Annotated in this window: 19 protein-coding genes; 7 read left to right on the forward strand and 12 right to left on the reverse strand. The window is 43.8% G+C overall.

The annotated features are described in order from the left end of the window. The 4 genes from MHI35_RS17290 to MHI35_RS17305 are packed head-to-tail and all read left to right on the forward strand — an operon-like array spanning position 1 to position 4,115. A complete protein-coding gene (locus MHI35_RS17290; RefSeq protein WP_335349686.1) occupies positions 1-708 on the forward strand; it encodes a cupin domain-containing protein in 708 nt (235 codons plus the stop codon). Next, the gene (locus MHI35_RS17295) at positions 705-1,466 is read left to right on the forward strand and encodes an SDR family NAD(P)-dependent oxidoreductase (protein ID WP_335349685.1); all 762 of its coding nucleotides are present in this window, start codon (positions 705-707) and stop codon (positions 1,464-1,466) included. Before MHI35_RS17290 ends, MHI35_RS17295 begins: the two co-directional genes overlap by 4 nt. A gap of 15 nt (positions 1,467-1,481) precedes the next feature. Further along, positions 1,482-2,903 (forward strand): ATP-grasp domain-containing protein, encoded by a 1,422-nt coding sequence (locus MHI35_RS17300; RefSeq protein WP_335349684.1) that lies wholly within the window; start codon positions 1,482-1,484, stop codon positions 2,901-2,903. Positions 2,904-2,921: 18 nt separating this feature from the next. Beyond that, the gene (locus MHI35_RS17305) at positions 2,922-4,115 is read left to right on the forward strand and encodes a pyridoxal phosphate-dependent aminotransferase (RefSeq protein WP_335349683.1); all 1,194 of its coding nucleotides are present in this window, start codon (positions 2,922-2,924) and stop codon (positions 4,113-4,115) included. 14 nt (positions 4,116-4,129) lie between these two features. On the opposite strand, the gene MHI35_RS17310 is transcribed toward MHI35_RS17305, so the two are convergent. The 12 genes from MHI35_RS17310 to MHI35_RS17365 form a co-directional block, all read right to left on the reverse strand. Then, positions 4,130-4,921: an SDR family oxidoreductase gene (locus tag MHI35_RS17310; RefSeq protein WP_335349682.1), complete on the reverse strand. Its 792-nt coding sequence runs from the start codon at positions 4,919-4,921 to the stop codon at positions 4,130-4,132. 102 nt (positions 4,922-5,023) lie between these two features. Beyond that, the gene (locus MHI35_RS17315; protein WP_335349681.1) at positions 5,024-5,479 is read right to left on the reverse strand and encodes a dTDP-4-dehydrorhamnose 3,5-epimerase family protein; all 456 of its coding nucleotides are present in this window, start codon (positions 5,477-5,479) and stop codon (positions 5,024-5,026) included. Continuing rightward, positions 5,472-6,326, reverse strand: coding sequence for a dTDP-4-dehydrorhamnose reductase (rfbD, locus tag MHI35_RS17320; protein ID WP_335349680.1), 855 nt, complete (start codon positions 6,324-6,326; stop codon positions 5,472-5,474). The genes MHI35_RS17315 and rfbD overlap by 8 nt, the downstream gene beginning before the upstream one ends. Before the next feature lie 3 nt (positions 6,327-6,329). After that, entirely contained in the window at positions 6,330-7,295 is a 966-nt protein-coding gene (gene rfbB / locus MHI35_RS17325; protein ID WP_335349679.1) for a dTDP-glucose 4,6-dehydratase, read from the reverse strand. After that, entirely contained in the window at positions 7,292-8,032 is a 741-nt protein-coding gene (locus tag MHI35_RS17330; RefSeq protein WP_335349678.1) for a sugar phosphate nucleotidyltransferase, read from the reverse strand. Before MHI35_RS17330 ends, rfbB begins: the two co-directional genes overlap by 4 nt. Before the next feature lie 2 nt (positions 8,033-8,034). Continuing rightward, positions 8,035-9,063 (reverse strand): PseG/SpsG family protein, encoded by a 1,029-nt coding sequence (locus tag MHI35_RS17335; protein WP_335349677.1) that lies wholly within the window; start codon positions 9,061-9,063, stop codon positions 8,035-8,037. Beyond that, a complete protein-coding gene (locus MHI35_RS17340; protein WP_144520194.1) occupies positions 9,060-9,800 on the reverse strand; it encodes a cytidylyltransferase domain-containing protein in 741 nt (246 codons plus the stop codon). Before MHI35_RS17340 ends, MHI35_RS17335 begins: the two co-directional genes overlap by 4 nt. Further along, positions 9,790-10,914: an N-acetylneuraminate synthase family protein gene (locus MHI35_RS17345; RefSeq protein WP_335349676.1), complete on the reverse strand. Its 1,125-nt coding sequence runs from the start codon at positions 10,912-10,914 to the stop codon at positions 9,790-9,792. The genes MHI35_RS17340 and MHI35_RS17345 overlap by 11 nt, the downstream gene beginning before the upstream one ends. Position 10,915: 1 nt before the next feature. Further along, positions 10,916-11,791, reverse strand: a complete 876-nt coding sequence (locus MHI35_RS17350) for a GNAT family N-acetyltransferase (RefSeq protein ID WP_335349675.1) — start codon at positions 11,789-11,791, stop codon at positions 10,916-10,918. Next, entirely contained in the window at positions 11,788-12,966 is a 1,179-nt protein-coding gene (locus tag MHI35_RS17355) for a DegT/DnrJ/EryC1/StrS family aminotransferase (protein WP_144520184.1), read from the reverse strand. Before MHI35_RS17355 ends, MHI35_RS17350 begins: the two co-directional genes overlap by 4 nt. Positions 12,967-12,987: 21 nt before the next feature. Next, a complete protein-coding gene (locus tag MHI35_RS17360) occupies positions 12,988-14,400 on the reverse strand; it encodes a capsular polysaccharide export protein, LipB/KpsS family (RefSeq protein WP_211062660.1) in 1,413 nt (470 codons plus the stop codon). A gap of 6 nt (positions 14,401-14,406) precedes the next feature. Then, positions 14,407-15,177 (reverse strand): glycosyltransferase family 2 protein, encoded by a 771-nt coding sequence (locus tag MHI35_RS17365; protein ID WP_335349674.1) that lies wholly within the window; start codon positions 15,175-15,177, stop codon positions 14,407-14,409. 175 nt (positions 15,178-15,352) lie between these two features. Between MHI35_RS17365 and MHI35_RS17370 the strand changes: the two genes are divergently transcribed. From MHI35_RS17370 to MHI35_RS17380, 3 genes are all read left to right on the forward strand, one after another. Next, positions 15,353-16,027 carry a YIP1 family protein gene (locus tag MHI35_RS17370; RefSeq protein ID WP_144520178.1) on the forward strand — a complete coding sequence of 225 codons (675 nt, stop codon included), beginning with the start codon at positions 15,353-15,355 and terminating at the stop codon, positions 16,025-16,027. 210 nt (positions 16,028-16,237) lie between these two features. Continuing rightward, on the forward strand, positions 16,238-16,780 hold the full coding sequence (gerQ, locus tag MHI35_RS17375) for a spore coat protein GerQ (RefSeq protein WP_144520175.1): 543 nt from the start codon (positions 16,238-16,240) through the stop codon (positions 16,778-16,780). Between the two features lie 129 nt (positions 16,781-16,909). After that, positions 16,910-17,527, forward strand: a complete 618-nt coding sequence (locus MHI35_RS17380; RefSeq protein ID WP_144520172.1) for a cupin domain-containing protein — start codon at positions 16,910-16,912, stop codon at positions 17,525-17,527. Positions 17,528-17,555 lie beyond the last annotated feature (28 nt).

The following is a 17,555-nucleotide window of genomic DNA, read 5'->3' on the forward strand; positions in this document are numbered from 1 at the left end:
ATGCAAACTGAACAAAAGACGCAAGAACGATATTTTCCACAAGCCAAGAAAATAGAATGGGAGAATGGTGTCACACAATATTCCACAGTCAGAGGTGATACGGAAGTGTTAATCTCATACGTCCCTCCTCACACGATCATTGAACCTCACGAGCATCCCGAAGCACAAATCGGCATCGTATTAAAAGGCGAGCTTCAAATGACGGTCGGCCCATCGATCCAATTACTCACCCCTTTAGAATCAGCCTATATCGCACCACCTTTTGTCCCTCACGGCGCTTCTAACCTAACAGATGAAGAAGTGATTGCTATTGATATTAAGAGATTAAAAGATGGCGAGGAATACACAGCGCCTCCTACTTATTTCTTAGACATTTTCAAAACACGGGATTTACTCCCTGGCATGGAAGTGACCTTTTTTGTTGAGGATTGGATGGAGCTCATGATTGCCAACATTCCTGGAAATGGCGGAGAAATGCCTTTTCACAAACACCGCAATGAACAAATCGGCATTTGCATCAGCGGAGGTTATGATATGACCATTGAAGGCTTTACAGAGAAAATGGCATTTGGTACTACCTACTTCTGTGAACCTAAGGAAGACCACGGGGCGATAAACCCAAAGCCGGAAGCCTCAAAGTCTATTAATCTCTTCTTCCCTCCCCGCTATAATCGGTTGAAGCCAAAAGCGTCTAAGGTGAAGAAATGAACCTTGCCGGAAAAGTCGTCTTGATTACAGGAGGTGCATCAGGGATTGGGCTTGCTGCAGTCAAGCTTTTCCTTGAGCACGGAGCAAAAGTCGCAGTGGCTGATATCAATGAAAAAAGCGGCAAACAACTCGTCGAATCATTGGCGCGCGAGCATCTTGCGTTTTTCAAAACAGATATTACGAATGAATCTGACTGTCAAAAAACCGTTCAATCCGTGCTGAACCAGTTTGGGGCAATCGATGTGCTGATTAACAATGCAGGCATTGAAATTGTCTCTCCCGTTCACGAGATGACGCTAGAGGATTGGAATCACATTGTGCAGGTCAACCTGACAGGTGTATTTCTCATGAGCAAGCATACTTTGCCGCATATGCTTGAAAAGAAAAGCGGAAGTATTATCAATACTGGATCTGTCGGAGGTCTTGTCGGCTGGCCTGATATCCCTGCCTATAACGCAACAAAGGGCGGTGTCATCCAGCTGACGAAATCCATGGCGGTCGACTATGCCGCCCATCAAATCAGGGTGAACTGTATCGCTCCAGGCATTATTGATACGCCATTAAATGAAAAATCCTTTTCAGACAATCATTCAGAAAGCCTTGAGGTTGTTAAAAAGGAAAAAGCAAAGGTGAACCCATTACTTCGTCTCGGAAAACCCGAAGAGATTGCGGGCGTCATGCTGTTTCTCGCCTCTGATCTATCCAGCTACATGACTGGAAGTGTTGTCACAGCAGATGGCGGTTACACCGCTAGATAAAAAGGAGTGCTTTCATTGAGTAAAAAAACCGTACTTGTCATTGCTGATCTGGGAGGATGCCCGCCCCATATGTTTTATGAAAGCGTGGCTGCATCGTACCATATCGTTTCTTATATTCCGAGACCCTTTGCTATTACAAAGGGGCACGCTGAGCTAATCGAAAAATACTCTATTGCGGTCATCAAAGATCGAGATTATTTTGACACCACCCCTTCTTTTGAACACCCAGATTCGATTTACTGGGCACATGATGATTATCTGAAATCAGAGGAAGAGGTGGTGGATGACCTCGTTCGCATCGCTTCCTTTTTCAAAGCGGATGCGATCACCACCAATAATGAATTATTCATTGCGCCAATGGCAAAAGCCGCTGAGCGACTCGGGCTGCGTGGCGCTGGGGTAAAGGCAGCTGAATTAGCGCGTGATAAAAGCCAAATGAGGGCTGCATTCAACGCGGCTGGGGTCAAAGCGGTGAAAACTCAGCCTGTCACGACTTTAGCTGATTTTCAGCAAGCCATTGAACATATTGGCACACCGCTTATTTTAAAGCCTACATATTTAGCAAGCTCCATTGGCGTGACCCTTTTTCATGACAGAGCCGGCAGTGATGATCTCTTTTTACACGTACAATCCTACTTGCAAACGATTCCCGTCCCAAACGCTGTGACATATGAAGCACCATTTGTCGCTGAAACATACTTAGAGGGCGCTTCCGAGGATTGGTATCAAGACGACGGCTATTCTGATTATGTCAGTGTAGAAGGATTAGTTGTTGAGGGTGAATATATCCCTTTTGTCATTCATGATAAGACCCCTCAAATCGGCTTTACTGAAACGGCTCATATCACTCCGTCGATTCTAGACAATGAAGCTCAGCATATCATCATTGAGGCAGCAAAAAAGGCCAATGAGGGGTTAGGACTCGAAAACTGTGCCACTCATACAGAGATCAAGCTTATGAAACATCGGGAAACTGGACTGATCGAATCAGCAGCTAGATTTGCTGGCTGGAATATGATTCCGAATATCAAAAAGGTCTTTGGGGTCGATATGGCCAAGCTACTGATTGATGTATTAGTCGTTGGAAAAAAGGCTGATTTGCCAAAAGAGCTGCTTTCTGGACATACGCATTATGTAGCAGACTGTCATTTATACCCTCAGCATTTCAAAGAGAGTGGACACATTCCACCTGAGGTCACACACATCACCATTGATCATGTGCATATTCCGCAGGACACTTTAGTTGGAGATACAGTCATCATCAGTGAATCCGTCCCACCTAAAGGAACCTTTGTAGATCTATCTTTATTTGAAGCCTTTAATGGCATCGTATCTCTTGAATTAAAAGGATCGTCTTCTCAGGATGTTGCCGCCTCCATCCGCAACATTCAAAAGCAGGCAACCATTCAGTTAATGGATGAACTAGTGAAGGGATAAGAAAGAGAGGATGTCGTGGTGAAGATCTTACCATCTAACATGATTGAACGGCTGCCAGAACAAAAATTTGGAACCGTATTTGAGAAAATTGCGCATAAAACACAACACGGAGCGAACATCATTAACCTTGGTCAGGGAAACCCTGATCTTCCTACTCCTGCGCACATTGTGAGTGCCCTTCAAGAGGCAGCAGGCACTTTGCCATTTCAGCAATATGCACCTTTTAGAGGCTTTGACTTTTTCAAGCAAGCCATTGCGGATTTCTACAGAAAGGAATTCGGCATTGAGGTTGACCCGAAGAAGGAAATTGCCCTTTTCAATGGAGGAAAAACAGGCCTTTATGTGATGAGTCAGTGCCTGCTTGATCCAGGAGATATTGCCCTTGTCCCCGATCCGGGATACCCAGAATATCATTCAGGTATCTTGATGGCAGATGCAAAGCCATACTGCATCCGGCTAGAAGAGGAAAATGGCTATTTGCCGAATTTCTCATCAATTGATCCAGACGTGTTAAAAAAGGCAAAGGTCCTTTTCTTAAATTATCCGAATAACCCAACAGGTGCTGTGGCAAATGAAGCTTTTTTTGAAGAGGCTGCGGCATTTGCCTCTACTCACGGACTTCATGTGATACATGATTTTGCTTATGGTTCCTTTCATTATGAGCAAAAACCAGTGAGCTTTCTAAAAGCTCCTCTTGGAAAAAACGTAGGCGTGGAATTATATTCTTTATCCAAAACATTCAATATGGCAGGATGGAGAGTCGCTTTTGCTGTAGGCAATGAGGACATCATTCATGCCATTAACGCTTTCCAAGATCATGTGTTTGTCAGTATGTATGGTGGCTTTCAGCATGCCGCCACCGTCGCTTTACAAAGTGATGACTCTCATATTCAATCTTTGAAAGAAGTCTACCTTGAACGAATGGCTTTCTTCATCCGTCAAGCGGAGAAGCAGCTTGGCTGGATCATTGAACGTCCTACCGGCGCCTTTTATTTGTGGGCACCGATTCCTGATGAATTCGAGGATTCCCATACATTTGCCGATTATTTACTCGAGCATGCAGATGTCGTCGTGACGCCTGGGAGTGTGTTTGGCACACATGGAAGACGTCATGTCCGCATCTCAATGGTGGCGCCAATTGAGCAGCTTGCCCTTTTTATCGACCGGCTCCATATCCTGCCGATTCGCTTTCATCAAAAAACCCGCATATAGCGGGTTTTTCATATTTATATACTTTTCATCGAACCACCATCAACAGATATTTGCTGTCCAGTGACATAGGAGGCTTCCTCTGATGCGATAAATGCGGCCAATGAAGCCATTTCACTCGCTGAACCTACTCTTTGCATCGGGATTCCTGACGCAATAGCCTGTACAGCTTCTTCGCGTGATAATGACTGTTCACGTATCATGTTTTCGATAAATTGTTCATACCGATCTGTAGCAATAAATCCTGGGTTTAAACAATTTACTGTGATCCCAGAAGGCGCAAGCTGTGTGGCTGCATTTTTACTAGCATTGATGATCGCTGCATTCATCATACTGTTCGTAAACATTTGATGACCAGGTTCCTTCCAAAGGTTCCCGACAATTTGAATGATCCGTCCATATTCATGTCGTTTCATCATCACTGCCGCGCGTTTCATCATATCAATGTACGCAAGTGCTTTCTGAGAAAATGCTGCCAGCATCTGCTCACTTTCACATGAATCAAAAGTGTCTGGCTTCCCTCCTGGAATGTTATTAATCAACACATCCAGTCTGCCAAACTCTTTGTCTATTGCCGCAAAGGCTTCAGCTCGCACTCCTTCATGTGACATATCGCCACAGAAAAGAGACACCGGCTCCTTTGTTTCTGCCATATGTTCAATGTGCTGCCTTGCATCTTCTAGTGAGGATTGATTTCTAGAATTGATGATGACCTTTACATGGTCCTGGGAGGCAAGCTTTATGGCAATTGCCTTTCCGATCCCTGTACTTGCCCCTGTTACAAATGCAATTCTTTTAGACAAACTCATCCACATCCCTTTTCTGCTTAACTTATGAAAATACATAAAATGACACTTATAGAATGTATTTCAACAAAAAAAGACCTTTCTCCTGCGAAAGGCCTCTGTTCTTTATTTAAATGTCGTTTCCCAATCAAATCCGATTGTCTCGTCATTCCAAGCGATTCTCTTTTCATCTGGGTTTTTCGGGTCATAGGATTCTGTCGTGAAATACACAATTTGCAATGGTGTCTCGCCTAGTACCCGGTAACCATGTGCGACACCCTTTGGGATAAGGAGTAGCATTGGATTATCTTCCCCCATATAATACACATCGGTTTGACCCCTTGTAGGAGAGCCCTCACGCAAATCGTATAAAACGACTTGAGCATGACCTGCTGGGAAAAACCAAACGTCATCTTGTTTTTCATGATAATGAAAGGCTTTGATCACTCCTGGAAAGCTTTTCGACCACGATGCCTGCCCAAAACGTTTCAGCAATGGCTCATCATCTCGAATGAGCTCTGCAAAAAAGCCACGATCATCACAATGTTTCATGAGTTTTTTCGTTTGTACACCATCAATCATACTGATGCCATCTCCCTTCTTTCTGCAAATATTCGTGAAGCGCATCCTTCCAATGTCTCGACTGCCAACCTGTGGCTTCAATGGCTTGAAGGTCTAACACAGAATAGGCTGGGCGAGGCGTTTGGAATCCATACTCTTCCGTAGAAATGGGCTCAATGGTCGTAGACAGGCCGCTTTTTGCCACAATTTCTGACGCAAAGTCAAACCAGGAACAGCTTTCTCGGTTACTCACATGATAAATTCCTGCCTGTTGATCAAACAAATGAATGATGGCCTCTGCGACATCCTTTGTATAAGTAGGTGAGCCTATTTGGTCGTTCACGATGCGCAAATGATCCTTTGTTTCTGCGAGCCGAAGGATGGTATTCACAAAATTATGACCCTCATGTCCGTATAGCCACGATGTACGGATGATTTTCACTTTATCTGATACAAGATGAATCAATTCCTCACCAAGCTTTTTACTTTTTCCATAAATGGTGTGAGGATCTGGCTGTGCATCGACTTGGTAAGGTTTGTCTGCTTGCCCGTCAAACACATAATCTGTACTGACATGTAACACATCAGCCCCTACGTTCTTTGCCTCCAGCGCTGTATAGTAGGCGCCAATACCATTAACAAGATACGCCTTTTCCGTTTCTGTTTCACACTGATCTACAGAGGTATATGCTGCTGCACTGACAACAATATCAGGCCGAAAGTGTCTCATCGCGTGTCTGACTGCTTGCTGGTCTGCGATATTGAGCATGCTCCTTGTTAAGGCAATGACGGTGATGTCTTTCTTCTTGAGCTGTCTGCTCAATTCTTTTCCTAGTTGCCCGTCTGCACCGGTGATTAAAACTTTCATCCGTCACCCTTCTTCGCTCTGATCATATTTGGCACGATACCAATTGATCGTTTTTTCAATACCTGATTCAAATGACGTCTCCTGCGTCCAGCCGAGCTCCCGTTTTAGCTTACTGGCGTCAATGGCATACCGTCTGTCATGTCCTTTTCGGTCTTCAACAAACGCAATACGGTCATGACTGATCCCAAGCTGCTTCAGAATGGTTTTGGTCAAATCGAGATTCGTTTTCTCATTGCCACCGCCAATATTGTACACTTGCCCAGCTGTTCCGTTTTCAAGAACCTGCTTTACAGCTCTCGCATGATCCTCTACATACAACCAATCACGAATTTGCTGGCCGTCCCCATAAATCGGGATCTTTTCTCCATTGATTGCTTTTCTAATAATCGTCGGTATTAATTTTTCTTCATGCTGATATGGTCCGTAGTTGTTGCTGCATCGTGTGATCATTGCGGGTAATTGGTGAGTGTGGATATAAGATTTTACTAGCAGGTCTGAACTCGCCTTGCTTGCTGAATAAGGGTTATTCGGTGAAAGTGGTGTTTGTTCTGTGAAAGCCGGATCATCAAGCTCCAAATCTCCATATACTTCGTCTGTTGAAATATGAATAAGCTTTTTCGCCTTTCCTTTTAAGACTGCCTCCAGCATACGATAAGTGCCGAGCACATTTGTTTGAATAAACGGCTCTGCCGATTCAATACTGCGATCAACATGGGATTCCGCTGCAAAATGAATGATAGCATCATAGACTTCATCAAACGCTTGATCCAGCTCATGCTGAAGGGTGATATCCCCTTGAATAAAACGAAAATGAGACAGCTTTAATAATTCATCCATCTCCTCTGGATGACTGGCATATGTTAGCTTGTCAAAAACAGTGAGCCGGACATCTGTTTCCTGAAGCAGCAGCTTCACAAAATTCAGTCCAATAAATCCCGCTCCGCCTGTAATGAAATAAGACTTCGTCATTCGTATCCCTCTTTTTTCTTCATCGTTTCAAACATTTTCGTCGAAGCTTGGTGGAGAGATTCATGTGTTCCTGCATCAATCCACCACCCTTTTAACATATCATAGGTCAACTGGCTATTTGAGATATAGAGATTGTTTACATCTGTAATCTCTAATTCGCCTCGATCTGATGGCGAGATTTTCTCAATATATTGAAAGACTTCTTGATCATAAAAATAAATACCCGTGACGCAGTAGGATGAACGTGGAAGCTCCGGTTTTTCTTCAATTGTTACTATTCGTTGGTGGGCGGCATCAATTTCTGCAATGCCAAACCGCTTTGGATCTGCCACTTCTTTCAACAGAACCTTCGCTCCGCTTTCTTGCTGCTGAAAGGCGTCAACAAAAGGGGTTAGCGAATCTTCAAAGACATTATCACCAAGCATGAGTACAAACTTTTCACCTTCTACAAATGGCTTTGCATAGGACAAACCGTCTGAAATTCCAGAAGCTTCAGGCTGTACTTGATACACGATGTTCATCCCAAGTTCCTGATCGCCTTCAAGCAGTTTTTGAAACAACGGGATTTGTTCTGCTTGTGATATGACCATGACATCTAAAATTCCCGCTTCTTTCAATTTGAACAATGACCAATAAATCATCGGATATGGACCAACCGGCAATAAATGTTTATTGAAAATCTTCGTTAAGGGTGCCAGTCGTGATCCCTTTCCTCCTGCTAAAATAACTCCCTTCACATCTACACATCCTTATGTTCTTTTTGGTGATGATTCATGAGGTTTATAAGAATGTTTTTCACTCGTTCGGTTCCTTTTCCATCAATGAGTGAGCGTCCATTGAGATGAATGCTCCTACGGAGAAAGTAGCTGCCGGACAGTCTTCGAACGGCACGGCATATATCCTTTTCATCCACAAGGCTTCCTAATCCAAGATGGTAGCAGGCTCCCTTTTGTGCAAAACGAGTGGCTGTTACTGCTTGGTGGTCTACTTGTGAAAGGACAATGCTAGGCACCCCGATACAAACGGCTTCATATAACGTCATCCCGCCAGCAACAATCGCTAGATCGGCTTCGGCAAGATGGGCAGATAATTGATCCGTATGGCGAATGAATTGAATATGTGTAGCCTCGATTTCTTCTTTGATGCGAGAGGCTTTTCCTATAACCGCTAGAATGTGTAAATGGCTGGCTTCGCGAATTGCTGATACAGCCTTTGTTAATAACCCTTCTGGATCACTGCCTCCAAGGCTGATCACCACCTTCTTACATTCTTTGCGAACCTCATATGTGTCTTTTAATTTACTGATCTCGTGATCTAACAATAAATAAGGTGTTCCATAAAAGTAGTCCGTGCCATTTACTTGCAGGTGCTTTTCATCCAGTCCACCATAAATGCCGTTGACAATAGCATCAGCAATCTGGCAAGCTTCTGTTCTTTCTTCTTCAAATAAGACCAATTTTGCATTGCTGGAGGATGCTTTGATCGATCGAAGGAGCTGAAGTTCACAATGAAGGACATCGATCAACAGAAGATCAGGATTTATCTTTTTTATGTCCTGCTCTATCTGAAGGATTACATTTGATTCCTTCACCAAATGAACATGCCACGCTGAATGCGAGAGCATTTCTACACAAATCTGTTCATTTGTATAGAAATATAAGTCGTTTCCTTCTTGAATCAGTTCCTTTGCCAGCCGTTTCATTCTAACGACATGCCCCATTCCTCTTAAAAAACCACCGTACACAACAATCATGATTTTTCTGTTCATTCAGCATCCTTCTGCTTCACAAATTGATTCAACCGAACCATATCAGGATCCTGTTCACAAATGGTGATGAGTTCAGCTGTAGGCACCGCACTAGACCCACCGGCTTTTTCAAGTAAACGGGTGGCAAATACGTAATCTTCTTCTGTATCAATTGTGAATCGATAAGCAGGATATGCGAGTTCTTTGGGCGGTGTGAATAATTGCAGTTGAAATTGCTCAGGGTGCTTTCGGATATACAGCGTGACATGCTCACGCTCTGGCTGCGTAAGGGGAAAATTGTCGATTTTACACAAAATAGTGGCGTTGATCATTTCCCCGGAAATACCGAGTGGTGTTCCGGTCGTATACGTGTAGTCCGCCTTCTTCTGTTTATGTTCTTCAAGCATTTTCGACAAAAGCGCTGGATCTATAAATGGATTATCTCCCGTTAAACGTACAATGGTTTGTGGTTCAAAATGTTGAGCTATCTTTGCGAATCGCTGCAATACATCCATCTCACTGCCACGATATACCTTATAGCCCTTTGATAAACAATAATGAGCCAATAAATCATCTTCTGCTTCAACTGTTGTGGCGATCATGAGGTTCTGCGTTTTGTGATTGTAATGATCTGATTGCTTTACCCGTTCAACGATGAAATCGATCAATGCCATACCACCGATCGGCTTCATTACCTTTTTTGGCAGTCTTGTTGAGCCCATTCTAGCCTGAATGACAAAGAGCACATCATTGATCATTTGCAGACTCCTGCATGAGCACATCTTTCCACGAAACCCCTGTATGGGCTGGAATGTCTCTGACAGCTTTGGCACCAAGTAAAATCTCCATGTACCGCGGGTGAAGACCTTGGCTTTTTTGGCCTGGACGTAATACGGCTAGATTTTCTTCGGTCAATGTCTCGCCCTTTGCAATCCCTTTTGTCGTAAAAATCCCTCGATATGCAAATTCACGAATCTGCCCTTCAATGGCAGTTGTCGTTTTAAAAGAACTGCCAAGGAGCTCCTCTGACACAGATTGAGCGTCTGTTTCTGATTGATTCCGCTTCTTTTCCGCCGCTCGAATATGCTGAACCATTTCCTTTAATTCCTCTGGATCGAGCGCAAAGGAATGATCAGCGCCAGGCAGCGTCTTATCTATTGTAAAATGCTTTTCAATCATCGCTGCCCCAAGTTTCACAGCAGCAACAGGAGCTTCAGTAGGATGCTCACTATGATCAGAAAAGCCGATGACCGCCCCAGGAAAAGCGGAGGCTAAGGTTTGGAGCACACGAAGATTCGTGTAAACTCTAGGTGCTGGATACTTTGCCACGCAATGCATGATGGCGACCTGATCGTTTTGCTCGCTTGTAATCGCCTCATATGCTTCATGAACATCTGCAATAGTGGCGCCGGCAGTTGAGAAAATGATGGGCTTTTGAAAAGAAGCTGTGTGACGCAAAAGAGGCAAATGATTGATCTCATAGGATGCCAGTTTAAAAGCTGGCGGATCGGTTTGATTTAATAAATCTGCAGATTCCTCGTCACACACTGTGCTTAAAAAGATCAGCCCTTTTTCCTCACAGCGGGTTAATAACACCGGTAGCCATTCTGGCGGCAACTCCATTTGTTCGACTAAGGAAAAAATGGACACCTCTTCTCCCTTGGCTGTTTCGTATAAACCCGGTTCCTTTTGATACATCCGATCAGCTTGAAACATTTGAAACTTCACTGCATCGGCACCTGCTTCTTTTGCCACATCAATTAAAGCAAGCGCCTGATCCAGCTTCCCATCATGGTTAATGCCTGCCTCTGCAATGATAAAGACAGGCGCACCATCCCCTACTTTGCGATCTCCAATGTAGAAATGCGCCATCTTACCTCTCTCCTTTTTTCGGCCATACATGGTAATACAAAAAGGCATTTTTTATTCTAAAGCCCAGCTTTTCGTACAGCTGAATGGCGGTTGTGTTATGCATCTGAGTTCCGGCCGACATAAACCGGTGCCCTCTCTCATAAGAGGCTTTCACCATTGCCATCACCAGCTTTTTCCCGAGTCCTTTTCCTTGTGCATCTGGTCTAATGGCAAGTAAATCAAGCACCAATTCATCGTCCTTTATCAACCCTTGGATCAAACCAACGACTTCATCATTCACCTTTGCTGCGAGATTGATATCTGCACGTCCGAGCAAATTATTTTTCATCCATTCTTGAAAGAAATGCTGGACGGCATTCTGGTCTAAAAAAGGATCAAGGGCATACCGGCTTTTCACAAAAGCCTGATAAGCGAGTGACACCGCCTCATCGTATTCCTTTTCATCCGGCAGACTGATGACCACCTCTTCACCTGTTGATGGCATTTCCATGTGAATTGGCGGCGCTTCAAGACGAGTGAGACCGCCCACATAGTACACATGTGACAGCCTTTGGACGATGCGGTTTTTTTCAACATCTGCCGCTTCAAGACGTAAAAAGAAAAAATCGCATTTTTCTGATCTCATCCAATTGATGAAGCGTTCCATCAATTCCTGAAAAGCAGATGCTGACTCAGCTTCCGCAAACTTCACATGAAAAATATGCTGATCAAATATGCCGCTTTCCCATTTTGACCAGTCGTATAACAGTACTGCTTTGAGCTGGGCGCCACTGACAAGACCAAACTGTTTGAAGCCTTTCATTTGTTCAATTTGTTGACCGTATTTCCCAAGCCAAACAGATAACACCTGATCGTCTATTGCATGAACGGCCTTCATGAAGATGCCTTCTGTTCTTTTAAAATAGACAACACCGCAGCGATGACATCCTGCACATCTTCATCTGTCATACTTGGGTAAAGAGGCAGTGAGAGGGTCCGCTTGTAGTATGCGAGTGAATTAGGGAAATCCTCTGGTGAATAATGATAGGTTTGTTGATAGTATGGATGCAAATGAACAGGGATAAAGTGAACACTCGTGCCGATCTTATAGTCTTTTTGCAGTCGATCAATCAGCTCATCACGTGTGATGAATGCTTCTTTCGGGTCCACTTGCAGTACATATAAATGCCATGCATGTCTGCCCTCATGATGGACAGGCGGTAGGATCAGCCCTGTTTCTTTTTGAAATGCCTGATTGTACGCTTTCGCAATTAGTTCTCTCCGTGCTTGCATATCATCTAGACGGTTTAGCTGGACAAGTCCTAATGATGCCTGCACATCAAACATATTCATCTTATAGCCAGGTTCCTCGACCTCGTAGTACCACGTTCCTTTTTCTCCATAACGATTCCAAGCACCCTTGCTCATCCCATGGAGTGCTAGTTTTCTGATTCGATCGGCGAGTGCATCATCATTTGTCGTCAGCATGCCGCCTTCCCCGGTCGCTATGTTTTTCGTCGCATAAAAACTAAAGGCAGTCGCATCACCAATCGCCCCAATTGGCTGCCCGTGATACGTCGTATGCAGAGCATGAGCGGCATCCTCGAGCACAAATAGATCGTACTTTTTAGCAATGTCTAAAATCCGGTCCATATCGCACGATTGGCCAGCAAAATGAACAGGGACAATGGCTTTTGTATGTGGTGTAATCGCCTCTTCTAGTTTCTTTACATCGAGATTGAGTGTTGCTGGGTCAATATCGATAAATACAGGAGCTGCCCCTGTATGAATGATCGTATTAGCTGTTGCGCAAAATGTCAGAGGCGTTGTAATCACCTCATCCCCATTCCCAATCCCTCTAGCTTTTAAGGCTAAAAATAAAGCAGCCGTACATGAATTGACAGCGATCGCATGTTTTGCACCGGTCAGCTTCCGAAACTCTTCTTCAAACTGTCTGACTTTTGGTCCAGTTGACAGCCAGCCAGATTTTAATGTTCCTATGACTTCGTCAATTTCTTCCTGCTCAATCAACGGCAGGGCATAAGGAAGAAATTGTTCTCTCTTTTTTTCCATATCGCTTGCACACCCCTATCTTCATCTCTGAAAATCTACACCTGTTTTTGTTTTAAGCAGAGAAAGCAGCACATCGGTCGATCGCGCATGCGGATAATGTTGTTTAATGAACTTAGCTCCTTGCTGCTTTGCCAGCTTCATCTCTTGATCATCCGACAAAATACGAATGGCTTTCTCAGCCAGTTCAACAGGGTTTTCCATATGATAGCTGCCAAGCGACTCGTAATAAGGGTATCTTCTGCCTTCTGTCATTTTCCCGATCAGCACACTCTTTTCAAAGAGCATTGCTTCAAGACCGACGGTTGATGTAAGCGTAATGACCATATCCATATATGGCAGCAGGTCATACAAGTCGATTTCTTTTTTAATCAATCTCACATGATTTCCTGCTCGTTCAATGGACACATACTCATTTAATCGGTTTCGGGCAATTTCCCATGGATGCGGCTTCATGATCAACTGAATGTCTTTCCGTTTTGCAATCGTTTTAAGCACATCACCATAGAAAGCTTCTGAAAACGGCTGCGTTGCCACAAGCACGGTCTTTTTAGCAGGATTGAAGTTTAATTTACGAAAGATGAGTTCCTGCTGAAGCGGCGTTCGATCTTTCACCAAATCAAACCTCGGATGACCTGTGATCTCCACCTGTTCCGGCTGGCAGCCTTTGTCTACATACCAGTCTTTTTCATACTTTCCAAACACCCCGTGGCACGTCGTGAAAATCGGTAAAAAGGCTTCGTCTCCCATCAGTGCGCCGTGCTGAAGACAGATACTCGTGAGCTGGCGTTTCACAGTTTGCAGTGCAAGTACGCGGCTATATGCATCCTCCGTTGTCCCCACAACAATGGCTGCAATTGGCTCCATCTGAAATAGCGCTTCTGTCTGGTCAATCACATCAATAAATTGCACAATGTCCTTCCGAAGCTTTTCTCTAAAAAAGACATTGCCAAAGACCGGATGCTTTGCGTAAGGTTTAAGGAGAGCATTTGCTTTCTCAATATATTCAGCATGGGCTTCTTTATTAACCTCTCCCGCTAATTCCGGCTTGCTGATGACAGGTAAACCGAAATAGTCTGCCTTCTTCCAGCGAGCAAGCACCACGGTTTGACTTGGATGAAACCGCGTGTAATTTTGTTCAGTAAAACGCAGATGTTCAAAATGAAGCAAGACCTTTCCATTCGCCGGACGATACGCAATACGCTTGATCTGCTGCTTATGTTGATCAAAAAATGGCTGAATCTCTTCTGGCAATGGACAATCGGTTGTCAATTCTTGGCCGAATGCTTCATCCTCCATACGTTCCCTTACCTCAGGACTGATATATTGATAGAAATTGCTGATCAACCCAAGGGGAATTTGTTGATAGGACAAATCCTTCATGAGGTTAACAAACTCAAAGTACACCTGCCAATAATGATGAATGTAGTGCGACACTTAAGGTCACCTCCCATGTTTTTGTTTTAATATGTGGCGGAGCTCCCAGCAGGTAGACTGCTCAGGAAGTGCTTGAATAAAGGCACTTTTCTCTTCTTCCGCCAACTGATAGTGAATCGACTGTTCTGTGATGTAATTTGTATCTAACACTTCATCATAGGGATAGAACGGATAAAAATGATTTAATCGAAAAAAGAACCGGGCATCCCCTATTCGATAAAAATGCGGACTCTCGTCCCAGTAAGACCCAAATTCAGCATGAATTTTTGTTAAAATAGAAGCACGATGAACGACCGAGCAATGATCTATAGCACAAGGTGCATTCCATTGCACCGTTTGCGCAGGTCGAATCGTTTCCTTAACTGGCTCTTTTTTGCTATTTAAATAGATTACTTTTGAAGCAGAATAGACAATATCTTCACCTGGACGAGCATCTAGATAATGTATGAGTTTCTCTAAACGGTCCGGGGCATAGACATTGTCATCTGTGGCATAGGAAATATACTTGCCCTTTGCTAGTTCTAAAGCTTGATTAATGAGGACGGCGTATCGGGTTTTCGCTGTTCTCTCCTCCAGCGATTTGACACCGCTTTGGATAAAATGCACACGGGGATCTTTGCGAAAGGGCTCAATTGCAGCAAGGGTTTTTTCGTTTGAACCATCGTCCATGATAAATAGTTCAAAGTCTGACAGCGTCTGCTGCAAAATCGCTTCAATCGATCTGCCGACGTAAGCCGCCTTGTTGTAGCTCGTCATAATGACAGTTACTTTTGTCAAAGTTTTCACCTCGGTCTCTTTCAAACTATGGTTATCATATGTGTCTCCTCTTAAAGAGACTGTAGAGTGACCTATTTTTTATAAAATTGTATTTTTTTATTGATCTACCTTTGAAAAACGCGAACTTTTTGGTAATATAAGTAATCATTTGTGTGTATTAAAGGAGTAAAGAACATTGGAAGCTATGAAGAATGATCACTCCCAAGAAGAGGAAGCAAAAGGTTTTTTTCGATTTTTCAAAATTTTCGTCGCAACAAAAACGATTATTCGCTCATATCAACATTCCTCTATTCCCATTTGGCTGATGATGCTCCTTGCAAGTATCGCTGGTACAGGCTGGGTCTACGAAGGGTATTTTAGCGATTATATGGGCAATCATATTCCATTCCCTTTTATTCTGTTACAAGGTGCGGGATATGGTATTCTAGCAGGCAATCTCGGTCTTTTTTTCGGTGTACTCATCCTAAAGTGGTTAGGGCGTCTTTTTTTCGGCAGTCAAACGGCATATCGAGATGTACTCAAAGCCTGCACGCTGACAACCTTTTTCCCTTCCTCTTTATTTGCACTCAGTTGGATTTTTACGATTGGATTGCTCGGTCCGTATACGTTTGTCAAAATCTCACCCTATTTAGATCAGCATTATGGAGTTTGGTATTATCTTAGTCTGTTGCCTCTGATTGATGCTTATGCGAAGACGTGGATATTTGGAATGACCGTTTTAAGCATTGTCGCTGTGATGAAGCTCAGATTATGGCAAGCCTTTCTCATTGTGATCACACCGCTTGCGGTATTTTTTCTTATCATGACTCTTTTATTTGATGTCCAGCGCGCTGTAAATTGGATGATGTAAGGAAGGTTTCACATCATATTCGTAAGATTTGACAAAGAATACGGGGGGTTGCCCGCACCTAAGGAACTGCACAGCAGTTCCTTTTTTTCGTTCAATGTACATATTCTCCCCTCCTGTCTCATAGTGTGAAAGAGAGAAAGAATGCTATGGAAACAACAGGTGCTTAAGCGCCTTCTGTTTAGAACACCATGAGGAAAGAGGAGGAACGTTATGAAATTGAAAAATCAATTTGGGCAAGGTTCGGGTTTCGAAGGTCAAGATTTTCGCCAGCAACAATATGGAGCAAATCCGTATCCTGCGCAGCAGATGGGTTATTCAGTCCCTCCCCAAACGCAGGGTCAAATGCAAGGACAAATGCAACAGGGATTTTCACCAATGCCGTCTACTGGTCCTTCACAAGGGGGGCAGGGAACGCAGAGCGGCGGACAGCCGTATCAAATTCCTTCTGGACCGATTTATCAGCAGAATGTCACCGGTCAGCTGCCAATCGAGCAGTCCTATATTGAAAATATTTTACGATTGAACCGCGGCAAGGTAGCCACGATTTATATGACGTTTGAGGCAAGTAAGGAGTGGAACTCGAAGATTTTCAGAGGTGTCATTGAAGCTGCAGGACGTGACCACATTATCATTAGTGATAACAAGACAGGAACACGATACTTACTATTAACGATCTATCTTGATTACATTACGTTTGATGGGGAAATTCAATACGACTATCCATACTCCATGTCCACTTATTCTCCGAGGTAGCTAACGCCACATACAAAGCAAGGAGCAGGTGCCCTTGCTTTTTTCTTTTGAGTAGGTTTTTGTCACACCTCTAGGGCACTTCTCATAAGATGCCTAGTAGTTTTTATCAAATGCCTAGAGGTGACATTCATGACTGTTGAGCTAGATTATACATCACCAAATGTGAAATATTCATACGACCTGAATCAAAGTCCACTTGTGAAATACGATCAGCATAACCTGATTAATGTTTTAGGGAAAAAACAATTAAATTCGTTGGATCAAGTATCCCTGCTGGATATATATTTGAGTAAAAGCAAAGTCGTAGAGCCTCATTATCATCAAAATGCCGCAGAGCTTGTTTATTGTATAGCCGGTTCTGCTGCCGTCTCGATGCTGAATCCATTTACAAAAAAACTGCACACCTATACCATCACCCCTGGACAGGTGGCAAACGTCCCTCAAGGCTGGTGGCACTACGAAGTTGCCCTTCAAGACAGAACTCATTTGTTAGCCATTTTTAACGCATCTACGCCAGAAGTGATCCTAGGCTCAGACCTTCTCACCCTCACCCCTGCTCACATCATGGCACATACGTATTGCATGAACGAAACAAAGTGGAAACAGGCGACTCAGCCTGTGAAGCCAGGTGTGTTTATCGGACCATTTTGCCACAGGGAAGAGGAAGCACAAACGAGCCCTGTCCCTCCATCTCACTACATCCCATATTATCAAGCACCGCCAAACTACGCCCCTTACTGGAATTAAGAAAAAACCGATGCCCCTCTCAGAGCAT

The organism is Bacillus sp. FSL K6-3459, from assembly GCF_038003305.1.
Classification (GTDB): Bacteria; Bacillota; Bacilli; order Bacillales; family Bacillaceae; genus Bacillus; species Bacillus pumilus_O.